Below are 22870 nucleotides of genomic sequence, written 5' to 3'. Positions count from 1 at the left end.
GTCTGAGCGCACATCGGCAGCAAATGTAATGCAAAGTTTCGTGGTTCGCCATGCTGGCGTTCCTGACGGGGAGACGCGCTACCGGACCCCGCGAGGACGGCCCCCCCTGCGCAGCGTGATATGGCGCCTATTCCAGCTTGATGCCCGCCTTGTTGATCACTTCCCGCCATTTCAGGACTTCGCCGCGCACGAACGCCCCAAACGCCTCCGGGCTGCCGGGCTTGGGTTCCGCCCCCGCGGCCACCATCGCCTTGGCCGTCGCGGGATCCGACAACACCTTCACCATGTCCGCATTGACCCGCGCCACGATGTCGGCGGGCGTCCCCTTCGGCGCCAGCACCCCGCTCCACGAATACGCCTCGTACCCCGGCACGCCGGACTCGGCAATCGTAGGCACGTCCGGCAACATGCTCGACCGCGTCGGATTCCCGACCCCCAACGCGCGCACCTTGCCCGTCTTCAGATGCGGCACCGCCGACGGCCCGTCCGCGAACATCACCTGCACCTGCCCTCCCAGCAGATCCTGCATCGCCGGCGCGCTGCCCCGGTAAGGAATGTGCTGGATCTTCACGCCCGCCATCGCATTGAACAGCTCGCCCGCCAGATGCGTGCCGCCGCCCGTTCCGGAGGAACTGAACGACAGCTTGCCCGGATTCGCCTTGGCATAGGCGATCAGTTCGCTCACCGAAGTCACCGGCAACGACGGGTTCACCACCAGCACGATCGGAAACACCGCCGCCATGCCCACCGGCACGAAATCACGGTTGATGTCGTAGGTCAGGTTGTCCCGCAGGCTCGGCAGCACCGCGTGATGGATGGAGGCGAAGAAGAAGTTGTAGCCGTCCGGCTCGGCCTTGGCGGCGAACTGCGCGCCAACGATGCCGCCGGCGCCCGAGCGGTTGTCCACCACAGTAGGCACCGACCACAGGTGGCCCAGCGGCTGCGCGGTGAACCGCGCGGTGGTGTCGACCGGACCGCCGGCCGGAAACGGCACGATGAAGGTGACGGCGTGGCCAGGCCAGGCAGCGGCGCGGGCGAAATTGGGCAGCAGAGTCGTGGCGCACGCAGCGCCCAGCCCCGCGATGACGCGGCGGCGTTGGGGATCTAGCAAGGCAGTCTCCTGAGTCGTTCTTGTCGGTGGCGCGGCCGCAAACCACACCGGAACAACGCGGTGCTTGCCGCCTGCCAGCCCCATTTTTCTACTGTCCGCGCATCAGGCGCGGCCGGGGCTTTTTTTATTATTTGCCGCGCGGCCGCTTTTGCCGCTACACATTTTCAAAAGCCCCTCTTTCGCCGCGATGCCGTGTTCGCTGATCGGACACTATCGCAGGTCCGATGTGGCGCCACGGCGACGGCCATGCGGACCGTCAAGCCGTCAGGACGGGCGGAACACCGCGTTCGCCGCGGCATGACACAGCCCCCGCCGCGGCTACTGTCCCCGCGCCGCGCGCTGCACGTGCTCGATGAAGCACTCGGCGAAGCTGGGCAGGTCGCGGCCGCGCTGGCGGCACAGCAGGCGGTCGCGCAGGGCCCAGGGATCTTCCAGTTTCAACACGTGCAAGGCATCGGGCCGGCTGTAGCGCGCCGCGCAGGCGCGCGGCACCACGGCGATGCCGGCGCCGGCCTCGACCATGCGGCACACGGCCTCGAAACTGCCCACGTGCACGCGCTGGCAGATGCGCTTGCCCAGGCCGCTGGCGATGTCCTCCAGGAAGGTCTGGATGGCGCTGTCGGGATGGATGCCGACGAACTGGTAGGCATCGATCAGGTCGGCGAAATGGGCCGACTTCGACGCCGCCAGCGGATGGTCCAGCGCCGTGACCACGGTGAGCTCATCGCGGAACAGCGGCGTCACATCCAGGCCCTCGACGTCGATGTTGCCGGCCACCAGCCCCAGGTCGCCGGCGCCCGCGCGGATCGCGATGACGATGTCGCCCGAGATCTTCTCTTCCAGCTCGACGTCCACGTCGGGGTTCTCGGCCAGGAAGGTCGACAGCGCGTCCGCCAGGAAGGAATTGGTGGCGGTGGTGTTGGCCAGCAGGCGCAGCCGCCCCTTCAGGCCGCTGGCGTAGGGCTGCAGGTCGGCGTTCAGGCATTCTAGCTGGCGGAACACCGCGTTGGCGTGCTTGAGCAGCACCTCGCCGGCCGGGGTCAGCGCCACGCCCGTGGCCATGCGCACCAGCAGCCGCGCCTTGAAGGCCTCTTCCATGTGCTTGACGCGCGCGCTGGCGGCGGGCAGCGACAGGAAGGTGCGTTCGGCCGCGCGGGTCAGATTGAGCGTTTCCCCCACGTTCACGAATAGCCGCAGGTCAGTCAGATCATGTCTCATGTTCCACCACACAGAAGGGGGGCATTTCTAATTTTGAATTCTTCGAATGCCGTGACGACCATACCATGGGGCAACCCCGTAAACCATACGGTTTGACGCGGAACTGTTTCCCACGCGGCGCGCGCCGCGGCATCTGGAGTAAGCCCCAATGAGCGGTATTGTTTCCGGCAAGGTAGTGGTCGTTACAGGCGCGGGCGGCGGCATCGGCCGCGGCATCGCGCTGGCCATGGCGCAGGCGGGCGCCAAGGTGGTGGTCAACGACATCGGCGTCTCGCTCACCGGCGAGGGCGGCGGCGAAGGCCCCGCGCAGGCCGTGGTGCGCGAGATCGTGGCGGCGGGCGGGCAGGCCGTCGCCAACACCGACAGCGTGGCAGCCTACGACAGCGCCAGCCGCGTCGTCCAGACCGCCATCGACGCCTTCGGTCGCATCGACGCGGTGGTCAACAACGCCGGCAACCTGCGCGACCGCGTGTTCCACAAGATGAGCGAGGAGGAATGGCGCCAGGTCATCGACGTGCACCTGAACGGCTCGTTCTTCATGAGCCGCGCCGCCGCGCCGTATTTCCGTGAACAGGAGTCGGGCGCCGTCGTGCACATGACTTCCACGTCCGGCCTGATCGGCAATTTCGGCCAGGCCAACTACGCCGCCGCCAAGCTCGGCATCGTGGCGCTGTCCAAGTCGATCGCGCTGGACATGGCGCGCTACAACGTGCGCTCGAACTGCATCGCGCCGTTCGCCTGGAGCCGCATGACCAGCTCCATTCCCGCCGAGACCGACGAGGAGAAGGCGCGCGTCGAGAAGCTCAAGAAGATGGAGGCCAACAAGGTCGCGCCGATGGCCGTTTACCTGGCCAGCGACGCGGCCAGCGCCATCACCGCGCAGGTGTTCGCGGTGCGCGCCAACGAGATCATGCTGATGAGCCAGCCGCGGCCGCTACGCACCGTGCACTACAGCGAGGGCTGGACGCCCGAACTGATCGGCGAGATCGCCGTGCCCGCCATGCGCAAGCACTTCTACGCGCTGGAGCGTTCGCCCGACGTGATCGACTGGGACCCCATCTGAGACCGCCATGCCGCTCGACTACGCAACCGTGAAGCACTGGCGCTTCGACGACGTGCGCCAGCACTACGACGACAAGGACACCATGCTGTATGCCCTGGGCATCGGCCTGGGACAGGATCCCGAGGACACCCGACAACTGCGCTACGTGTACGAAAAGGACCTGCGCGCCTTTCCCACCATGAGCGTGGTGCTGGGCTATCCGGGCTTCTGGATGAGCGATCCGCGCGCCGGCATCGACTGGGTCCGGCTGGTGCATGGCGAACAGCGACTGGCGGTACACGCGCCGCTGCCCACGTCCGGCACCGTGATCGGCAGGAGCCGCGTTACCCACGTGATAGACAAGGGCGCGGACAAGGGCGCCATCGTGGTCACCGAACGCACGCTGCACGACACCGCCGGCACGCACCTGGCCACCTTGCGGCAAAGCACCTTCTGCCGCGGCGATGGCGGCTTCGGCCAGGGCGACGCCAGCCCCGAGCCGCTGCCCGCCGCGCCGCAGGGCGAGCCGGAGCGCCGCTGCGAACTGCGCATTCCACCGCAGGCGGCGCTGCTGTACCGCCTGAACGCCGATCGCAATCCGCTGCATGCCGACCCCGAGGTGGCGCACCAGGCCGGCTACCCCAGGCCGATCCTGCATGGGCTGTGTTCCTACGGCGTGGCCGCGCACGCGCTGGTCAAGACCTGGTGCGACTACGATGCCTCCCGCCTGACCCGGCTGGATGCGCGATTCTCCGCGCCGGTCTACCCGGGCGAAACCTTGCAATGCGATATGTGGCGCATGCCGGACGGCCAGATCCGCTTCATCGCCCGCGCCGTCGAACGCGACATCATCGTCATGAGCCATGGCGCCGCCGAGGTGCAATCATGACGCGCCCGCCCGCATTGGACGGCATCCGCGTGCTGGACCTGTCGCGCATCCTGGCAGGCCCGTGGTGCACGCAGAACCTGGCCGACCTGGGCGCCGACGTCATCAAGATCGAGCGCCCCGGCGTCGGCGACGACACCCGCGCCTGGGGCCCGCCCTTCCTGAAGGACGGCAATGGCGTCGACACCAACGAATCCGCCTATTACCTCAGCGCCAACCGCAACAAGCGCTCGGTCGAGGCCGACATGGCCACGCCGCAAGGCGCGGCGCTGATTCGCGAACTGGCAACGGTCAGCGATATCCTGGTCGAGAACTTCAAGGTCGGCGGTCTGGCCAAGTACGGCCTGGACTATGCCAGCCTGAAGGCCATCAATCCGCGCCTGATCTACTGCTCGGTCACCGGATTCGGCCAGGACGGGCCGTTCGCGCGCCGCCCCGGCTACGACTTCATGATCCAGGGCATGGGCGGCCTGATGAGCATCACCGGCGAACGCGACGACCTGCCCGGCGGCGGACCGCAGAAGGCCGGCGTGGCGGTGACCGACATCGTCACCGGCATGTACGCCACCGTGGCGATCCTGGCGGCCTTGCAGGAACGCCACCGCAGCGGCCTCGGCCAGCACCTGGACATCGCGCTGCTCGACAGCCACGTGGCGCTGCTGGCCAATCAGAATTCCAACTACTTCAATTCCGGCGTGGCGCCGACGCGCGCCGGCAACGCGCATCAGAACGTGGTGCCCTACCAGGTCTTCGCCGCCAGCGACGGCCACCTGATCGTGGCCACCGGCAATGAATCGCAGTACCGCGCCTATTGCGCGGCGATCGGCGCGCCGGAGCTGGGCGACGATCCGCGCTTTGCCACCAACCGGCTGCGCGTGACCAACCGCGACGAGCTGGTGGGGATGCTGGCCGCCATCATGCGCCAGGGCCGGCGCGACGACTGGATCGCCAAGCTGGAGGCTGTTGGCGTGCCCTGCGGCCCGATCAACAACATCGCCCAGGCTTTCGCTCACCCACAGGCGCAGGCGCGGCAGCTGCGCCGCGATCTGCCGCATCCGGGTGGCGGCGTGGCGCCGGTGACGGCCAGTCCGTTGCGATTTTCGGATTCGCCGGTGGTGTACCGACGCGCGCCGCCGCTGCTGGGGCAGCATACGGAGGAAGTGCTGCGCGAGGTGCTGGGGAAGTCGCCGCAGGCAATTGCCGAGTTCAAGGCGAGCGCCGTTTAGCGGTCTGATTTGTTTCGCACCCGCGGTGTTATTTCGCGGTGCTCGCCTATATTTCCATATCAACAATAAAGACCGCCGCATGTCGTTACCGACTTGGTCTTATTAGTCGCCAACCGGTGATAAAACGTCCGTGCGCCATACCTACACTTACCGCCACGCAATTCAAGTGATCGGTAAATGTTGGCTATGACTACGCTCGCTTTCAGAAAGAACCTTTTCCCCGCTACCGTTACCCTGCTCCTGTTGAGCGCCCCAATGGTCCTGCCGCTTGAGGCCCGTGCCGCCGAGGGCACGCGGGGCGGCGGACTGGGCGGCAGAACCATGCTCGACGGGAGGCCCAAAACGGACTTGATGGGAGGCGAAGGCGGCGGCCTGGAGGCCACCGACGTGGACGGCGTTGCCGGCGCCGGTGGCATGGGTTCCGCGCACCCCGGCACAGGTGGCGCCCCTCGCATGACGGCGACTGCCGGAGAAACCGTTGTCACAAGCTCAGTCACCGGCGCGAATGGAACATGCAAGGCGCCTTGCGGTAGCTACGATGTAGGCGCGGAGCGTCACTCGGGCGGCGGTGGCGGCGTCGGCATCATCGGGGGAGCGGATACCATTCTGACGATCAACACCGGGATAACCGTGAGCGGCGGAGCGGGTAGTGGCGGGAACATCGGGACGGTATACAGCTGGGGCCAGGTCGCCAGTAACGGTGGCGGCGGCGGCGGCGGCGCGGGCATTGCCGTCCGGTCCGGCACTTTGACCCTGAATGGCAACGTCGCTGGCGGGGCGGGAGGAAACTCCAACAGCTATCCGGGAGGCGGCGGCGATGGCGTGGTACTGGGATCCGGCAGCATCGCTATCGGTAAAGGCGTCTTCATCGACGGCGGCCAGGGAGGTGTGCGCCGCGGAGTCGCCCTCCCTAATACGGCCAGCGGAGACGGCGGCGCGGGCATATCGATCGGTTCGGGAAACGTCGTCAATTCCGGCATCGTGCGCGGCGGCAAACCCGGCGGCAGGGAGGCTCCCGCCCATTCAACCATCGGCGAGGCTGGCGATGCACTGCGCGCGAGCCACGATACCGTACTCACCAACAAGGGGCGCATGAATGGCCGCAACGCCGTCCTGTTCGAAGGCGACAACAACACGCTCATCATGTGGGAGGGATCCAGCTTTGTTGGCAGTGTCAAGTTCGCGGGCGCGAACAACACGCTGACATTCGGCAGCGATGACGGAACCACCCCGGTCACGAAAGCCATCCAGATAGAATCTGGCGGCATCCTCAATTTCGGCACCAATGGCACGTACGCAGTGCGGGTCACGCCCACCGCGGCGGACCGGCTGGACGTTCTCACGGGTACCGTCAGGCTCAACGATGCAAGCGTCAAGGTCATTGCCCTTGATTCGGGTGCGGAACTGTATGACGAGAACCGCGATTACACGATTCTGCATGCCGGAAAAGGTTTCAATGGGGATACGCGTTTCGGGAGCGTGGAATCCAATCTGGCCTATCTCACACCCTCGCTCAAGTACGCAACGGATGCCACGGCTGGCAGCAGCGACGTCATTCTGACGCTGGCGCGCAAGTCAGTGCCAGTCGAGCCGGGGCCGCCTTCCGCTCCGGTCCCGCCGGAGGCTTCCGATCCGACTCCACCCGTGGCTTCCGACCCGGCTCCACCCGTGGCTTCCGACCCGGCTCCACCCGTGACTTCCGATCCGGCTCCACCCGTGGCTTCCGATCCGGCCCCACCCGCGGCTTCCGATCCGGCCCCACCCGCGGCTTCCGATCCGGCCCCACCCGCGGATTCCGATCCGGCTCCACCCGCGGATTCCGATCCGACTCCGCCCGCGGCTTCCGATCCGGCTCCGCCCGCGGCTTCCGATCCGGCTCCGCCCGCGGCTTCCGATCCGGCTCCGCCCGCGGCTTCCGATCCGGCTCCGCCCGCGGCTTCCGATCCGGCTCCGCCCGCGGCTTCCGATCCGGCTCCACCCCTGGCTTCCGATCCAGTCCCGCCGGTGGCATCCGAGCCTGCGCCACCCGTACAGGGCGGTGCGGACCAGCGGCCGATCCGCTTCGCGGACCTCATCACCGGCCGCAATGCCATGGCCGTGAGCGACGCCATCGAGAGCCTGCCGCGCACACATGAGATCTATCGCCGGGCCTTGAGCCTGCCTGAGGACGCCCCGCAAGCGTACTTCTCGGCACTGACGGGAGAGGCGCATGCCAGCACACGCAACGCGCTGGCCGGTCTTAGCCGTCCGGCCAGCGCGCTGCCGTTGTCACACCTGCGCGCGAACCTGGCCGCCGGCCTGCAGCCCGGCGCGCCGATGGCGGCGGCGGGCGCCTCCGACATGCCGCCCGCTGCGTCGGCCCTGCCCGCCAGCGCCGCCCGTCCCATATGGGCGCAGCTCGTCGGCAACTGGCAGCGCCAGTCCGCAAGCAACGACAACGCCGCCGTGCGCCTGCATACCGCTGGCATTTTCGTGGGTACCGACCATGCCATTGGCGACGGTTGGCGCCTGGGCGTCGCGCTTGGGTATACCGACAGCCGCTCGCGTATCGACGACGCGGATGACAGGAGCAGCATCGCCAGCTACAGCGCCAGCATCTATGGCGGCAAAGCCTTCGCCCGGGGGACAGGTACGTTCAACCTGATGCTGGGCGCGTCCCACACCTGGCACGACGTCAACACGCGGCGGCGCATTGCCGTGGGCGGGCTGGATCAGACGCTGCGCGCCGATTATCGCGCCGGTACGACCCAGCTCTTTGGGGAATTGGGTTATGCCATGCCGATGAACCAGACCCTCACGCTCGAACCCTACGCCGGTCTGGCATGGGCCGGCCAGCGCAACCGGGCGTTCCAGGAAAAGGGCGGCAGCGCCGCGCTTTCAGGCGACAGCCAGTGCATCCGCACCACGACTACGACTCTGGGCATGCGCCTGCGGCAGGCTCTGAGCGCGGGCGCGTTCCAGGGCACGCTCACTGCCGGGGCGGGATGGCGCCGCGCCTTCGGCAATCTGCACCCGGTCTCGACGCTGGCATTCGATGCCGGCGAGGCGTTCACCGTGACCGGCGCCCCTATCGCCCGCAACGCCGCGCTGCTCGAAACCGGCTTGCAGGCGCGAGCCGGCCGCAACGCGACGGTCGGCCTGAACTACGCAGGACAGTTCGGCTCGGGCAATCGCGACCACAGCGCCATGCTGAATTGGCGCTGGACATTCTGACCGCACCTTTCCCGACTGATAGAGGGCCGAGGAGGCCCTTTATCAGACGGCATAACAGGACCAGAACGGCGATCGGGCGCCTTGCAAACCTTATGATTCGGCTCACCCATCAAGAAGGCTCCTGATAACCGATGGCGGCGTCCCTTCCAAAACGGCGCGTGGCCTTGCCCCCCATCGGGCGGCACGGCATTTTTCGTTCGAGTTCAACATGCATTGGTTTCCCTTCAAGCGCCTGTTCCGTCGCAAGCGCGACACACGGAATGCGGATCTGTACGGCCAGATCGCGGCCATCCACAAGGCGCAGGCGATCATCGAGTTCGACCTGGACGGCCATGTGCTCATGGCCAACCAGAATTTCCTCGATGCCATGGGCTACACGCTCGACGAACTGCGGGGGCAGCACCACCGCATCTTCGTGGCGCCCGACCGGCGCGGCTCTCCTGAATACCGGGCGTTCTGGGACAAGCTCAAGCGCGGCGAGTACGACGCGGGCCGCTATCGCCGCATCCACAAGGACGGCAGCGACGTCTGGCTGCAGGCCAGCTACAACCCGATCCTCGACGAGTCCGGCCGGCCCTTCAAGGTGGTCAAGTACGCCACCGACGTCACCGAGCAGCAGCGCCGCCAGGCCGACACCGAAGGCCAGCTTGCCGCCATCTCCAAGGTGCAGGGCATCATCGAATTCGAGCTGGATGGCACCATCATCCGCGCCAACGACCTGTTCCTGGACGCCATGGGCTACCGCGAAGACGAACTGCGCGGCCGCCACCACAGCATGCTGGTGCTGCCCGAGGAAGTCCGCAGCCCCGCCTACAAGGAATTCTGGCGCAAGCTGCGCGGCGGCGAATACGACACCGGCCAATACCTGCGCATCGGCAAGAACGGGCGCCGCGTCTGGATCGAGGCCAGCTACAACCCGATCTTCGATGCCGAGGGCCGGCCCTTCAAGGTGGTGAAGTTCGCCACCGACATCACCCGCCGCTTCACCGCCGCGCAGACGCTGCGGGTGGCGGTGCAGGGCCTGACCGAGAACGCCGAGCGCGCCAGCCAGGCCAACACGCTGGCCCGCGACGCCTGCCAGGTCGCCGAGGAAGGCGGCAAGACCGTGGCCGGCGTGGTGGCCACCATGGGCGCCATCACCGACAGTTCCAAGCGCATTTCGGAGATCATCGGCGTGATGGACGGCATCGCGTTCCAGACCAATATCCTGGCGCTCAATGCCGCGGTCGAGGCGGCGCGCGCCGGCCCGCACGGCAAGGGCTTCGCGGTGGTGGCGGCGGAAGTGCGCAGCCTGGCCCAGAACAGCGCATCCGCGGCCAAGGAGATCAAGGACCTGATCACCACCTCGGTCCAGCAGATCGGCAGCGGCGCCGAGCAGGTGCAATCCGCCGGCGCCACCATGGAGAACATCGTCACTTCGTCGCGCCGGGTCACGGAGATCATGGGCGAGGTGGTCGAAGTGTCGTTGGCGCAGTCGGCCAAGCTGGGCGAGGTCACCGAGGACATCACCCAGATGACGGCCGAGGCGGCGCACGAACTGCAGAGCGCCTATGAGGCCCAGGACCGACCCGAGGCGGCGCGCGAAGCGGCATCGGCGCGAGCCGTGGCGCCCCGCGCACCGGCGTCCTCGCAGTCGGCGCTGGAGTACGTGCGCTACTGACCGGCCCTGATCGGTCGGCCACGGGCGCCCGTGCCGACGGCAGGCCGCGAATCGTCCCAGGGATAAAAAAAGGGCGCCGTCACCGGCGCCCTTCTCGCATTCATGTCGCCCGTTTACGCGGTGGCGACCGGGATCTTGCCGATCCTGGCCTGCCATTCCTTCGGGCCGGTGGTGTGGACCGAAGTGCCCTGGGCGTCAACCGCCACGGTCACCGGCATGTCCTTCACGTCGAACTCGTAGATGGCTTCCATGCCCAGGTCGGCGAAACCCAGCACCTTGGCGCCGCGGATCGCCTTGGACACCAGGTAGGCCGCGCCGCCCACGGCCATCAGGTAGGCCGAGCCGTGCTTCTTGATCGACTCGATCGCGACGGGGCCGCGCTCGGACTTGCCGATCATGGCGATCAGGCCGGTCTGCTCCAGCATCATGTCGGTGAACTTGTCCATGCGGGTGGCGGTGGTCGGACCGGCCGGGCCCACCACTTCGTCGCGCACCGGATCGACCGGGCCGACGTAGTAGATGACGCGGTTGGTGAAGTCCACCGGCAGCGGCTCGCCCTTGGCCAGCATGTCCTGGATGCGCTTGTGCGCGGCGTCGCGGCCGGTCAGCATCTTGCCCGACAGCAGCAGGGTCTGGCCCGGCTTCCAGCTGGCGACTTCTTCCTTGGTCAGCGTGTTCAGGTCGACCTGCTTGGACTTGTTGTAGTCCGGCGCCCAGTGCACTTCCGGCCATTCCGACAGCGACGGCGGGTCCAGGCGCGCCGGGCCCGAGCCGTCCAGCTCGAAGTGGGCGTGGCGGGTGGCCGCGCAGTTCGGGATCATGGCGACGGGCTTGGAGGCCGCGTGCGTCGGGAAGGTGTTGATCTTGACGTCCAGCACGGTGGTCAGGCCGCCCAGGCCCTGGGCGCCGATGCCCAGCGCGTTGACCTTTTCGTACAGCTCGATGCGCAGCTCCTCGAGCTTGTTCTGCGGACCGCGGGCCAGCAGTTCGTACATGTCGATGTCTTCCATCAGCGACTGCTTGGCCATCAGCATGGCCTTTTCGGCGGTGCCGCCGACGCCGATGCCCAGCATGCCCGGCGGGCACCAGCCGGCGCCCATGGTCGGGACCGTCTTGAGCACCCAGTCCACCAGCGAATCGCTGGGGTTGAGCATGGCGAACTTGGACTTGTTTTCCGAACCGCCGCCCTTCGAAGCCAGCTGCACGTCGACCTTGTCACCCGGGACAAGCTCGACGTGCAGGATACAGGGCGTGTTGTCGCGGGTGTTCTTGCGGGCGAACAGCGGATCGTCCAGCACCGAGGCGCGCAGGGGATTGTCCGGGTTCAGGTAGCCGCGGCGCACGCCTTCGTCGCACAGTTCCTGCAGGGTGCGCTTGGTGTCGAAACGCACGCCCATGCCGACCTTCAGGAACACGTTGACGATGCCGGTGTCCTGGCACAGCGGGCGCTTGCCCTCGGCGCACATGCGCGAGTTGGTCAGGATCTGCGCCATCGCATCGCGCGCGGCCGGGCTTTCCTCGCGCTCGTAGGCGCGGGCCAGGTGGCGGATGTAGTCGACGGGGTGGTAATAGCTGATGAACTGGATGCCATCGGCTATCGACTGGATGAAGTCTTCTTCTTTGATGAGGGCGGACATGGCGATATGCGGGTTACGGAGGGAAACGTGAAAACGCGGCCGGCGAACCGGCCGCGCGCGATGGGGTGCAGCTTATTTTATTTTCCTTGCCAGACGGGCTTGCGCTTCTCGGCGAAAGCCGTGGCGCCTTCCTTGGCGTCGGCCGACGAGAAGATATGGGCGATCAGCGGACGCTGGCGGTTGAACATCTCTTCCTGGGTCCAGTCGCCGGACTGCGCCACGATGCTCTTGGCGGTCTGCACCGACAGCGGGCCGTTCTCGACGATGGCGCGGGCCAGTTCCAGCGCGCCGGCCAGGGCGCCGCCCGGCTCGGTCAGGCGGTTCACCAGGCCGAAGCCGTAGGCGCGCTCGGCGCCCAGCATGTCGCCGGTCAGGATCACTTCCATGGCGATGTGGTACGGCAGGCGGCGCGGCAGGCGCAGCATGCCGCCGGCGCCGGCCACCAAGCCGCGCTTGACTTCGGGCAGGCCGAACTTGGCGTTGCTGGCGGCCACGATCAGGTCGGACGCCAGGGCCATCTCGCAACCGCCGGCCAGCGCATAACCTTCGACCGCGGCGATCAGCGGCTTTTTCGGCGGCGCTTCGTTCAGGCCTGCGAAACCGCGGCCTTCCACGTACGGACGCTGGCCCGACTTGGCGAAGGCTTTCAGGTCCATGCCCGACGAGAACGTGCCGCCCGCGCCCGTCAGGATGCCGATGCGCACGTCGTCGCGGCTGTCCAGCTGGTCCAGCGCGGCGGCCATGGCCTGGGCGGTTTCCAGGTTGATGGCGTTCTTGGCCTCGGGACGGTTGATGGTGATGATCTGGATGCCGTCGGCGACTTCCACCTTGATCAGGTCAGACATGCGGATGCTCCTTCCGGGGTTTTGGATATTGGTTTTATATAAGACTGGTCAACCTGGAATGATACGACCAATGCCCGGCCGCCGCAGGGCGCCGGCGGAGCAGCGTCCGCCTGGAGCACGCCCCGTCCGATATGTAACCGCGAGGATGTAACCGCCTGGATGCGACCCCAATCCCGGGGTCCGGCCCCGGGGCCGCCCCGGGCCAGTTAAAATGCCCGGTTTCCCACGCCCACGGCAGACGTCGCCCGGCGACCGAATTCCAAGAATCCTATGCTCACCTTTCAGCAAATCATCCTTACGCTCCAGGAATACTGGGACAAGCAGGGTTGCGCCCTGCTGCAGCCCTACGACATGGAAGTCGGCGCCGGCACCTCGCACACCGCCACCTTCCTGCGGGCGATCGGCCCGGAGCCCTGGCGCGCGGCCTACGTGCAGCCCTCGCGCCGCCCCAAGGATGGCCGCTACGGCGAGAACCCCAACCGCCTGCAGCACTACTACCAGTACCAGGTGGTGCTGAAACCCGCGCCCCCGGAAATCCTGGACCTGTACATCGGTTCGCTCAAGGCACTGGGCATCGACCCCACGCAGCACGACATCCGCTTCGTCGAGGACGACTGGGAAAACCCGACGCTGGGCGCCTGGGGCCTGGGCTGGGAAGTGTGGCTGAACGGCATGGAAGTGACCCAGTTCACTTACTTCCAGCAGGTCGGCGGCCTGGATTGCACCCCGACCACGGGCGAGATCACCTACGGCCTGGAACGCCTGGCCATGTACCTGCAGGACGTGCAGAGCGTGTACGACCTGGTCTGGACCGAAGGCGCCAACGGCCGCCGCGTGCTGTACCGCGACGTGTTCCACCAGAACGAAGTGGAACAGTCCACCTACAACTTCGAATACTCGTCGGCCGAGATGCTGTTCGCGCACTTCAACGACTACGAAGCCGAGGCCAAGCGCCTGATGGACGTGCCGCTGGCGCTGCCGGCCTATGAAGCCACGCTCAAGGCCGCGCACACCTTCAACATGCTGGACGCGCGCGGCGCGATCAGCGTGACCGAGCGCGCCGCCTACATCGGCCGCATCCGCAACCTGTCGCGCGCCGTCGCGCAGGCCTACTACGATTCCCGCGAACGACTGGGCTTTCCCATGCTGGGCCGCGACAAGGCCGCCGGGGAGGCTGCATAAATGACGACGAACATCCGCCCCCTGCTGGTCGAGCTGCTGACCGAAGAACTCCCGCCCAAGGCCCTGCAGAAGCTGGGCCAGGCTTTCGCCGAAGGCGTGCGCGCCACGCTGGCGCGCCACGGCCTGCTGGCCGACGGCTGCGCCGTCGAGCCCTACGCCACGCCCCGCCGCCTGGCGGTGCGCCTGTCGGCCGTGCTGGCCCAGGCGCCCGATCAGGCCTACGCCGAAAAGCTGATGCCGGTGAAGATCGGCCTGACCGAAGACGGCAAGGCCACCCCGGCGCTGCAGAAGAAGCTGGCCGCCAAAGGCCTGGAAAACATCGACCTGGCCACCCTGGAACGTGAATCCGACGGCAAGCAGGATTACCTGGTCGCCCGCGGCACCGCCCCCGGCGCCGCGCTGGCCGTCGGCCTGCAGGAAGGCATCGACGCGGCCATCGACGGCCTGCCGATCCCCAAGGTCATGCGCTACCAGCTGGCCGACGGCGAGACCACCGTCAAGTTCGTGCGCCCCGCGCACGGCCTGATCGCGCTGTTCGGCGCCGACGTGGTTCCCGTCAGCGCCCTCGGCCTGACCGCCGGCCGCGACACGCTGGGCCACCGCTACATGAGCAGCGGCGCCATCGCCATCGCCGATGCCGACGCCTACGCCGCCACCCTGGCCGAGAAGGGCCGCGTGGTGGCCTCGTTCGAAGGCCGCCGCGACGAGATCCAGCGCCAGCTACTGGACCACGCCGGCCGTCTGTCGGCCACGCTGGGCGACGACCCCGAAGTGGCCGCCCTGCTCGATGAAGTCACCGCCCTGGTCGAACACCCCACCGTCTACGTCGGCGAGTTCGAGGAACAGTTCCTGCAAGTGCCGCAGGAATGCCTGATCCTGACGATGCGCCTGAACCAGAAGTACTTCCCGCTGTTCGACCCGGCCAGCGGACGCCTGACGCACCGCTTCCTGATCGTGAGCAACATGCGCACGGACAACCCGGTGAACATCGTCGAAGGCAATCAGCGCGTGGTGCGTCCGCGCCTGGCCGACGCCCAGTTCTTCTTCGAGACCGACCGCAAGACGCCGCTGGCCGCGCGCGTCGAGCAACTGGGCTCGATCGTCTACCACAACAAGCTGGGCACCCAGCTCGAACGCGTCGAGCGCGTGCGCGCCATCGCCCGCGACGTGGCTGGCAAGCTGGGCGGCGACGTCGCCGCCGCCGACCGCGCCGCGCTGCTGGCCAAGGCCGACCTGGGCTCGAACATGGTGGGCGAGTTCCCCGAGCTGCAAGGCATCATGGGCGCCTACTACGCCGCCGGCGACGGCGAGCCGGACAGCGTCGTGCAGGCGCTGCGCACCCAGTACCGCAACCGTTACGACACGCCGGTTTCGCAGGACGACCTGACCGCCGCCACGCTGTTCATCGCCGAACGCGCCGAGACCCTGGTCGGCATCTGGGCCATCGGCCTGGCGCCCACCGGCGAACGCGACCCCTTCGGCCTGCGCCGCGCCGCGCTGGGCCTGATCAGCGCCTTCGAACAACTGGCCGCCGGCGGCTGGCTCAAGCTCAACCAGGACGGCCCGCTGTCGCTGGACGGCCTGCTGGCCGCCACCGCCGCCACCTTCCCGGCCGGCAAGATCCCCGCCGACACGCTGGCGGAAGTGCGCGCCTTCATCTACGAACGCTACCGCAACCAGCTGATCAACGAACACGACCGCAATGCGGTCGAGGCCGTCATCGCCCTGGCGCCGCCGCTGCACCAGGTGGCCGAGCGCGTGCGCGCCGCCGCCGCCTTCGCGCAGATGCCCGAGGCCGCCAGCCTGGCGGCCGCCAACAAGCGCATCGGCAACCTGCTCAAGAAGGCCGAAGGCGAGATCGGCGCGGTCAATGACGCCGCGCTGGTCGAGCCCGCCGAAAAGGCGCTGGCCGCCGCCATCGCCGCGCTGCGCCCGCAGGCCGAGGCGCAACTGGCCGCCGGCGACTTCGCCGCCAACCTGCGCACGCTGGCCCAGGCCCGCGAACCGGTGGACGCCTTCTTCGCCGACGTCATGGTCATGGCCGAGGACCCGGCGGTGCGCGCCAACCGGCTGGCGCTGCTGGGCCAGCTGCACACCCTGATGAACCAGGTCGCTGACATTTCCAGGCTGGCACAGTGAAGCTCATCATCCTCGACCGCGACGGCGTCATCAACCAGGACAGCGATGCGTTCGTCAAGAATCCCGACGAATGGATCGCCCTGCCCGGCAGCCTGCAGGCCATCGCCCGCCTGACGCAGGCGGACTGGACGGTGGTGGTCGCCACCAACCAGTCCGGCCTGGCGCGCGGCCTGTTCGACATGGACACGCTGACCGCCATCCACGCCAAGATGCGGCGCGAGCTGGCCGCCGTCGGCGGCAGCGTGGACGCCGTCTTCATGTGCCCGCACGGCCCGGACGACGACTGCACCTGCCGCAAGCCGCGTCCCGGCATGTTCGAGCAGATCGGCCATCGCTACGACGTCAACCTGGCCGGCGTGCCGGCCGTGGGCGACTCGCTGCGCGACCTGCAGGCCTCCAGCGCCGCGGGCTGCTCGCCCTGGCTGGTGCTGACCGGCAACGGCAAGAAAACGCTGGCCAAGGGCGGCCTGCCCGAGAACACCCGGGTCTGCGACGACCTGTCGGCCGTGGCCGACGCCCTGCTGCAGGACAACTGATGGCCCGGCTGCGCTCGCTCCTGTATTTCCTGTTCCTGGCCATCACGGTCATCCCCTATGCCTTCGCTTGCGTGCTGTGGGCGCCGCTGCCGCTGCACCTGCGCTACAAGCTCACGGTGGGCTGGCCGCGCCTGGCCATCTGGGGCGCCAAGGTGTTCTGCGGCATCCGCTGGCAGGTCAAGGGCTGGGAAAACCTGCCCGACGGCCCGGCGGTGCTGCTGTCCAAGCACCAGTCGGCCTGGGAAACGCTGTTCTTCCCGGCCTACATGCCGCGCGAAGTCTGCTTCGTCTACAAGAAGGAACTGCACATGGTGCCGTTCTTCGGCTGGGGCCTGGCGTTGCTGCGCATGATCGCCATCGACCGCTCCAAGGGCCGCGACGCCTTCGAACAGGTGGTCAAGCAGGGACAGGTCCGGCTGGACGAAGGCCGCTGGCCGCTGCTGTTCCCGGAAGGCACCCGCGTGCCGCCCGGCAAGACCGCGCGCTTCAAGATGGGCGGCGCGTTGCTGGCCTCGCGCACCGGCGCGGTGGTCATCCCGGTGGCGCACAACGCCGGCGAATGCTGGCGCCGCAATGCCTTCGTCAAATATCCAGGCCTGGTTACGCTGTCCATCGGTCCCGCGATAGAATCGAAGGGAATCTCCCCCGAGGAACTGAACCAGAAAGTGCAGGACTGGATCGAAGGGGAAATGCGGCGTCTCAATCCAGAAAGGTATGCCCAGCACTGACCAGCTCGAACTCCTGTTCGACGTGCAAGACTCCGACGCGTCCACGGACGCGTCGCCGCTGACCGCGTCCCCCGCGGCGCGCCCGGCACCCGTGGCCACGCCGCCCGCCCCGCTGTTCCCTCCCCCCGCGCCATCCGCGCCCAAGCCGGCCGGCGAACCCCTGCTGACGCTGTCGCCCAATGCGGCGGCGCGCGTGCCCACCCCCTGCCCCGATCCGCTGCCACCCGGCGCGCGCTGGCGCGAGGTGGACACCGATCCGCAGCCCATCGGCTTCGTGCTGCTGCGCTCGCGCCGCCGCAGCATCGGCTTCGTCATCACCGACGACGGCCTGCGCGTCACGGCGCCCAACTGGGTCACGCTGGCACAGATCGACGACGCGGTGCGCGAGAAATCCCGCTGGATCGTCGCCAAGCTGCGCGAATGGCACACCCGCAAGCAGCAGCTGGCCATGGCGCACACGCGTTGGCAGGCCGGCGGCGAGCTGCCTTACCTGGGCAAGCGCATCGTCCTGGGCGTGGGCGGCGACAGCCGCCAGACCCGCCTGTCCGGCGATGCCGAAGCCCCGGCCGACGGCGACACGCTGTGGCTGGCGCTGCCGGCCGACGCCGACCAGGGCCGCATCCGCGACGCCGCCCAGGCCTGGCTGCAGCAGCGCGCCGGCGCCTGGTTCGGCGCCCGGCTGGCGCACTTCCTGCAGATCAGCGGCCTGAAGATCCGCCGCTGGCGCCTGTCGTCCGCCGCCACGCGCTGGGGCTCGTGCACCAGCGACGGCAACATCATGCTGAACTGGCGCCTGATCCATTTCGCGCCGGCCATCATCGACTACGTCATCGCGCACGAACTGGCGCACCTGCGCGAAATGAACCACAGCCAGGATTTCTGGCGCGAGGTCGGCCAGATCCTGCCCGATTTCGAGGAAGCCAAGAACGTGCTGCGGCGCCACGACCCGGCCTCGCTGCCGCAATTCTAGGGTCGGTGCGAGACGCTCCCGCAATCGGCCCAGCCCCCACGGAGACAACCCCATGCTTCTGCTGATTCCCGGCCCGGTCACGACCGATGCGCGGGTCAAGGCCGCCATGGCGCAGGACTACGCGCCCTGGGACAACGAATTCCGCGCGCTGTACCGCCAGGTCTGCGCCGACGTGCTGCGCGTGGCCGAGGCCGATGCGGATGAACACGTGGCGCTGGCGCTGCCGGGCTGCGGCCATTTCGCGGTGGAAGCCGCAATCCGCACCCTGGTGCCGCCCGGCGGCCGCCTGCTGGTGCCCTCCACCGGCGCCTACGCCGGCCGCCTGCAGAAACTGGCCGCCGAGGCCGGCCGCGTCGCCGTGCCGCTGTACGTGGGCGCGCGCGACCGCGTCGATCCCCTGGCCGTGGCGCAGGCGCTGGAGCAGGACCCGAGCCTGACGCACGTGGCGCTGGTCTACAGCGAAACCGGCAGCGGCATCTGCCATGACGTGCCGGAACTGGCCCGCATCGTCCATTCTCTGGGCCGCCGCGTCATCGTTGACGCGGTCTCGGCGTTCGGCGCATTGCCGCTCGACATGCGCGCCCTGCCCGCCGTGGACGCCGTGGTGCTGACCGCCAACAAATGCCTGGAGGGCTTGCCCGGCGCCGCCTTTGTGGTGGGCCGCCGCGACAGCCTGGAAGCGGCGCGCGGCAACGCCGGCAGCTGGTCGCTGGACCTGGCCGACATCTACCAGCACACCCTGGCGCCCAACGCCGGCCCGCGCTTCACGCCGCCGGCGCCGACACTGGCGGCGCTGGCCGTGGCGCTGGAGCTGTATCGTCGGGAAGGCCGCGAAGCCCGCCTGGCGCGCTACACCGCCAACATGCGCGCCCTCTACGATGGCGTGGCCGGCCTGGGGCTCAGCCCCTACCTGCCGCCCGCGCTGCAAGGCCCCATCGTCGTCAACGTGCACGCGCCCGACGCGCCGACCTGGAACCTGCAGCTGTTCGTGGACGCGGTCAAGCAACGTGGCTTCGTGCTCAGCAATTTCACCAACACCGAACCGCCTACTTTCCGGGTCGGTTGCATCGGCGCCTTCGGGCCCGACCAGATGCGGCTTGCGGTCGACGCCATGGGCGGCGCGCTGCAAGACCTCGGCATAACCGGGGAACCCCACGTCCAGGGTTTCCCGCCACCTCTCATCGCTTAAGGAATTCCACCATGCGTATGCTCCACACCATGCTGCGAGTCGGCAACCTCGACAAGTCCATCGACTTCTACACCAACGTGCTCGGCATGCGCGTCCTGCGCCGCAACGACTACCCCGATGGCAAGTTCACGCTGGCGTTCGTCGGCTACCAGGATGAATCCGAAGGCGCCGTGATCGAGCTGACCCACAACTGGGACACCGACAAGTACGACCTGGGCACCGGCTACGGCCACATCGCCCTGGAAGTCGACAACGCCTACGAAGCCTGTGACAAGGTCAAGGAACGCGGCGGCAAGGTCACCCGCGAGGCCGGCCCGATGAAACACGGCACCACCGTGATCGCCTTCGTCGAGGACCCGGACGGCTACAAGATCGAGTTCATCCAGAAGAAAGGACGAGTGGACTGAACCCCACCCGCCATCGCCATGATCCACTCCATCCTCAAAATGGGCGATCCCCGGCTGCTGCGCGTCGCGCCACCGGTCGAGCGCTTCGATACCCCCGAGCTGCACGCCCTGATCGAAGACATGTTCGAGACCATGGCGGCGGCGCAAGGGGTGGGCCTGGCCGCGCCGCAGATCGGCGTGGACCTGCAACTGGTCATCTTCGGCTTTGACCGCAACGAGCGCTATCCCGACGCGCCGGCGGTGCCGCAGACCATCCTGTGCAACCCGGTCATCACGCCGCTGTCCGACGACATGGAAGACGGCTGGGAAGGCTGTCTGTCGGTGCCGGGGCTGCGCGGCCTGGTGCCGCGCTACCGTCGCATCCGCTACCAGGGCAAGGATCCCTACGGCCGTGACATCGACCGCGAGGCCGAGGGCTTCCACGCCCGCGTGGTGCAGCACGAATGCGACCACCTGATCGGCCGGCTCTATCCTTCCCGGATCCAGGATTTCTCGAAATTCGGCTTCACCGAAATCCTGTTCCCCGGCATGGACCCGAATCAGGACGACTGATCGTCCTTCGGGGCGGGAGCCGGGCTCGGCTCCTGCCCCGGAGCCAGTTCCTCCGGCGCGAAATCGTCCACCTGCAGCACCCGCGAGACGATCGCCTCGGCCTCCTCCAACTGCGCCGCCTGCGTCGCCGTGATGGCGCCGTGCCGGTGCGCCTCGCGCCAATCGCGCACGCCCGACTGCCGCAGCCGGTCACGGATCGGCTGCACCGCATCGACCACGGCGAAGGCACGGGTCAACAGCGCCAGCGGATCGTCATCGCCCTGGCCACCGCCCGCTGAACGTTGCAGGTCGGCAGCCAGCCGCGCATGGGTGGGCGACGGCTTGAGCAGCAGTTCCGCGCATTCGCGGGTCAGCGCATCGCCCGGCCCCCGCGCCAGTCGCAGCGGCAGGATGGCCGCGCGCAGCGCCCAGGCCAACGGCCGGCCAGGCAGGTTCGACAACACCTGGTCCATGCGTTTCTCGATCTCGGCGTAGCCCTGCTCCATGCACCAGCGCACCAGCGGCAGGTCGTCGTGCTTGCGCCCTTCGTCCTCCCAGCGCTTGAGCACGGCCGACAGCAGGTACAGTTCGGCCAGGATGTCGCCCAACCGAGCCGAGAGCAGCTCGCGGCGCTTGAGACCGCCGCCCAGCCGCGCCAGCGCGGCGTCGGCCAGCAGCGCGAAGCCGGCCGCATAGCGTCCCAGCCGGCGGTAGTGGCCGGCGGTGGGGCCGGACACCGGCGACGGCGCCAGCACGCCACCGGTCCAGGCGCGGCCGATGGCGCGCAGCGTGTTCATGCCGGCATGGCGCAGGTGGCGCCAGAACACCTCGTGGAACACCTCCATGCCGCGCTCTTCGTCGGGATTGCCCAGCGCCAGGATCTCCGGCATCAGGTAGGGGTGGGCGCGGATCGCGCCCTGGCCGAAGATGATCAGGTTGCGCGTCAGGATGTTGGCGCCCTCGACCGTGATGGCGATGGGCACCGCCCGGTACAGCGCGCCCAGGTAGTTGCTGGGACCGTCGATCACCGCCCGGCCGGCATGCACGTCCATGGCGTCGTTGACTGACGCCCGCATGCGCTCGGTGGCGTGGTACTTCATGATGCCGGACACCACCGCCGGCTTCACGCCCTGGTTCAACGCTGCGCAGGTCAGGCGCCGGACCGCTTCCACCAGGTACGCGTTGCCCGCCAGGCTGGCGAGCTTTTCCTGCACGCCCTCGAACTTGCCGACGGGGATGCCGAACTGTTCCCGCACCCGCGCGTACATGCCGGTGGCGTGCGCGCTCATCACGCACGCCGCCGCCGACAGCGACGGCAAGGAAATGCCACGCCCCGCCGCCAGCGCGCTCATCAGCATCTGCCAGCCATGGCCGGCGCGCTCGACGCCGCCGATCAGCGCGTCCAGCGGCACGAACACGTCGCGGCCGCGGTTGGGGCCGTTCTGGAACACCTGCATCGCCGGCAGGTGGCGGCGGCCGATCTCGACGCCGGGCGCGTCGGTCGGCACCAGCGCCACCGAAATGCCGATGTCGCGCGGACCGCCGCCCAGGATGCCGTCGGGATCCGACATCTTGAACGCCAACCCCAGCACCGTGGCCACCGGCCCCAGCGTGATGTAGCGCTTGTGCCAGTTCAAGCGCACGCCGATCAGCTCGCGGCCGTCCACCACCTGGCGGCAGACCACGCCGGTATCGACCATGGAGGCAGCGTCGGAGCCGGCCTCGGGGCTGGTCAGGCCGAAGCACGGCACCTCGCGGCCGTCGGCCAGGCGCGGCAGCCAGTAGTCGCGCTGGGTTTGCGTGCCGAACTGCATCAACAGCTCGCCCGGCCCGAGCGAGTTGGGCACCATGACCGTGACGCCGGCGGTGATCGAATAGGCGGAGATGCGCCGCACCACCTCGGAATGGGCGTAGGGCGAGAAGCCCAGGCCGCCGTGGCGCTTGGGAATGATCATGCCGAAGAAGCGCTGCGCCTTCAGGAAACTCCAGACTTCTGGCGGCAGGTCGCGCCGGTGCCAGGTGATATCCCATTCGTCCAGCATGGCGCACAGCTGCGCCACCGGGCCGTCGATGAAGCGTTGCTCATCCGGCGTCAGGGCCGCGGCGGGCACGTCCAGCAGCTTGCGCCAATCGGGGTTGCCGGTGAACAGGTCGGCCTCCCACCAGGTGTCGCCGGCCTCGATGGCCTCGCGTTCGGTGGCCGACAGCGGCGGCATCGCGTTGCGGGCCCAACGGTACGCGGGTTCGGAGATGCGGCGCCGGCGCCATGCGTTGAAATCCATGTGACCCCCTGTCGTTCGATGCCACTGGGCATATCGGGGCAAAGTACCAGAATTGCGCCATCGGGGCC

Annotated in this window: 18 protein-coding genes; 13 read left to right on the top strand and 5 right to left on the bottom strand. The window is 68.2% G+C overall.

The genetic code is table 11. The features are described 5' to 3' along the window. Nucleotides 1–127: 127 nt before the first annotated feature. Together AC6CR5_RS25030 and AC6CR5_RS25025 are read right to left on the bottom strand one after the other, a co-directional pair. Entirely contained in the window at nucleotides 128–1111 is a 984-nt protein-coding gene (locus tag AC6CR5_RS25030; RefSeq protein WP_498085027.1) for a Bug family tripartite tricarboxylate transporter substrate binding protein, read from the bottom strand. Between the two features lie 318 nt (nucleotides 1112–1429). After that, on the bottom strand, nucleotides 1430–2329 hold the full coding sequence (locus tag AC6CR5_RS25025; RefSeq protein WP_026382350.1) for a LysR family transcriptional regulator: 900 nt from the start codon (nucleotides 2327–2329) through the stop codon (nucleotides 1430–1432). 148 nt (nucleotides 2330–2477) lie between these two features. On the opposite strand from AC6CR5_RS25025, the gene AC6CR5_RS25020 reads away from it, so the two are divergent. The 5 genes from AC6CR5_RS25020 to AC6CR5_RS25000 all read left to right on the top strand — a co-directional run bounded on the left by AC6CR5_RS25020 (nucleotide 2478) and on the right by AC6CR5_RS25000 (nucleotide 10356). Next, complete coding sequence (locus tag AC6CR5_RS25020; protein WP_498085026.1) at nucleotides 2478–3392, top strand: SDR family NAD(P)-dependent oxidoreductase; 915 nt, start codon at nucleotides 2478–2480, stop codon at nucleotides 3390–3392. A gap of 7 nt (nucleotides 3393–3399) precedes the next feature. Then, a complete protein-coding gene (locus AC6CR5_RS25015; protein WP_054506595.1) occupies nucleotides 3400–4260 on the top strand; it encodes a MaoC/PaaZ C-terminal domain-containing protein in 861 nt (286 codons plus the stop codon). Beyond that, on the top strand, nucleotides 4257–5483 hold the full coding sequence (locus AC6CR5_RS25010) for a CaiB/BaiF CoA transferase family protein (RefSeq protein WP_026382351.1): 1227 nt from the start codon (nucleotides 4257–4259) through the stop codon (nucleotides 5481–5483). The genes AC6CR5_RS25015 and AC6CR5_RS25010 overlap by 4 nt, the downstream gene beginning before the upstream one ends. Nucleotides 5484–5669: 186 nt before the next feature. Then, complete coding sequence (locus AC6CR5_RS25005; protein WP_498085025.1) at nucleotides 5670–8696, top strand: autotransporter family protein; 3027 nt, start codon at nucleotides 5670–5672, stop codon at nucleotides 8694–8696. Nucleotides 8697–8904: 208 nt separating this feature from the next. Then, nucleotides 8905–10356 (top strand): PAS domain-containing protein, encoded by a 1452-nt coding sequence (locus AC6CR5_RS25000; protein ID WP_498085024.1) that lies wholly within the window; start codon nucleotides 8905–8907, stop codon nucleotides 10354–10356. A 113-nt stretch (nucleotides 10357–10469) separates the two neighbouring features. Here the strand turns inward: AC6CR5_RS25000 and AC6CR5_RS24995 are convergent, their stop codons facing one another. Together AC6CR5_RS24995 and AC6CR5_RS24990 are read right to left on the bottom strand one after the other, a co-directional pair. Further along, nucleotides 10470–11993: a fumarate hydratase gene (locus AC6CR5_RS24995; RefSeq protein WP_498085023.1), complete on the bottom strand. Its 1524-nt coding sequence runs from the start codon at nucleotides 11991–11993 to the stop codon at nucleotides 10470–10472. 77 nt (nucleotides 11994–12070) lie between these two features. Continuing rightward, a complete protein-coding gene (locus tag AC6CR5_RS24990) occupies nucleotides 12071–12838 on the bottom strand; it encodes a crotonase/enoyl-CoA hydratase family protein (protein ID WP_006388863.1) in 768 nt (255 codons plus the stop codon). Nucleotides 12839–13108: 270 nt separating this feature from the next. Here AC6CR5_RS24990 and glyQ point away from each other — a divergent pair, with 270 nt between their 5' ends. Genes glyQ through def form a run of 8 tightly spaced genes read left to right on the top strand, consistent with a single transcriptional unit; the run spans nucleotide 13109 to nucleotide 20541 of the window. Continuing rightward, nucleotides 13109–14020, top strand: coding sequence for a glycine--tRNA ligase subunit alpha (glyQ, locus tag AC6CR5_RS24985; protein ID WP_006388861.1), 912 nt, complete (start codon nucleotides 13109–13111; stop codon nucleotides 14018–14020). Next, on the top strand, nucleotides 14021–16159 hold the full coding sequence (gene glyS, locus AC6CR5_RS24980) for a glycine--tRNA ligase subunit beta (protein ID WP_049054156.1): 2139 nt from the start codon (nucleotides 14021–14023) through the stop codon (nucleotides 16157–16159). Beyond that, entirely contained in the window at nucleotides 16156–16695 is a 540-nt protein-coding gene (gmhB, locus tag AC6CR5_RS24975) for a D-glycero-beta-D-manno-heptose 1,7-bisphosphate 7-phosphatase (protein ID WP_024067788.1), read from the top strand. The genes glyS and gmhB overlap by 4 nt, the downstream gene beginning before the upstream one ends. After that, nucleotides 16695–17423: a lysophospholipid acyltransferase family protein gene (locus AC6CR5_RS24970; protein WP_006388858.1), complete on the top strand. Its 729-nt coding sequence runs from the start codon at nucleotides 16695–16697 to the stop codon at nucleotides 17421–17423. Before gmhB ends, AC6CR5_RS24970 begins: the two co-directional genes overlap by 1 nt. Further along, a complete protein-coding gene (locus tag AC6CR5_RS24965) occupies nucleotides 17410–18393 on the top strand; it encodes a M48 family metallopeptidase (protein ID WP_020925086.1) in 984 nt (327 codons plus the stop codon). The genes AC6CR5_RS24970 and AC6CR5_RS24965 overlap by 14 nt, the downstream gene beginning before the upstream one ends. A gap of 52 nt (nucleotides 18394–18445) precedes the next feature. Further along, nucleotides 18446–19582 carry a 2-aminoethylphosphonate--pyruvate transaminase gene (locus tag AC6CR5_RS24960; RefSeq protein ID WP_498085022.1) on the top strand — a complete coding sequence of 379 codons (1137 nt, stop codon included), beginning with the start codon at nucleotides 18446–18448 and terminating at the stop codon, nucleotides 19580–19582. Nucleotides 19583–19593: 11 nt separating this feature from the next. Next, nucleotides 19594–19989: a lactoylglutathione lyase gene (gene gloA / locus AC6CR5_RS24955; RefSeq protein ID WP_006388855.1), complete on the top strand. Its 396-nt coding sequence runs from the start codon at nucleotides 19594–19596 to the stop codon at nucleotides 19987–19989. Nucleotides 19990–20007: 18 nt separating this feature from the next. Further along, nucleotides 20008–20541, top strand: a complete 534-nt coding sequence (gene def / locus AC6CR5_RS24950) for a peptide deformylase (RefSeq protein WP_049052782.1) — start codon at nucleotides 20008–20010, stop codon at nucleotides 20539–20541. Here the strand turns inward: def and AC6CR5_RS24945 are convergent. Continuing rightward, entirely contained in the window at nucleotides 20529–22802 is a 2274-nt protein-coding gene (locus AC6CR5_RS24945; protein ID WP_498085021.1) for an acyl-CoA dehydrogenase, read from the bottom strand. The two genes, def and AC6CR5_RS24945, sit on opposite strands and share 13 nt — an antisense overlap. Nucleotides 22803–22870 lie beyond the last annotated feature (68 nt).

The sequence above is a fragment of the Achromobacter sp. EG18 genome (assembly GCF_059759395.1).
This window is presented reverse-complemented; position numbering and strand designations above follow the sequence as displayed.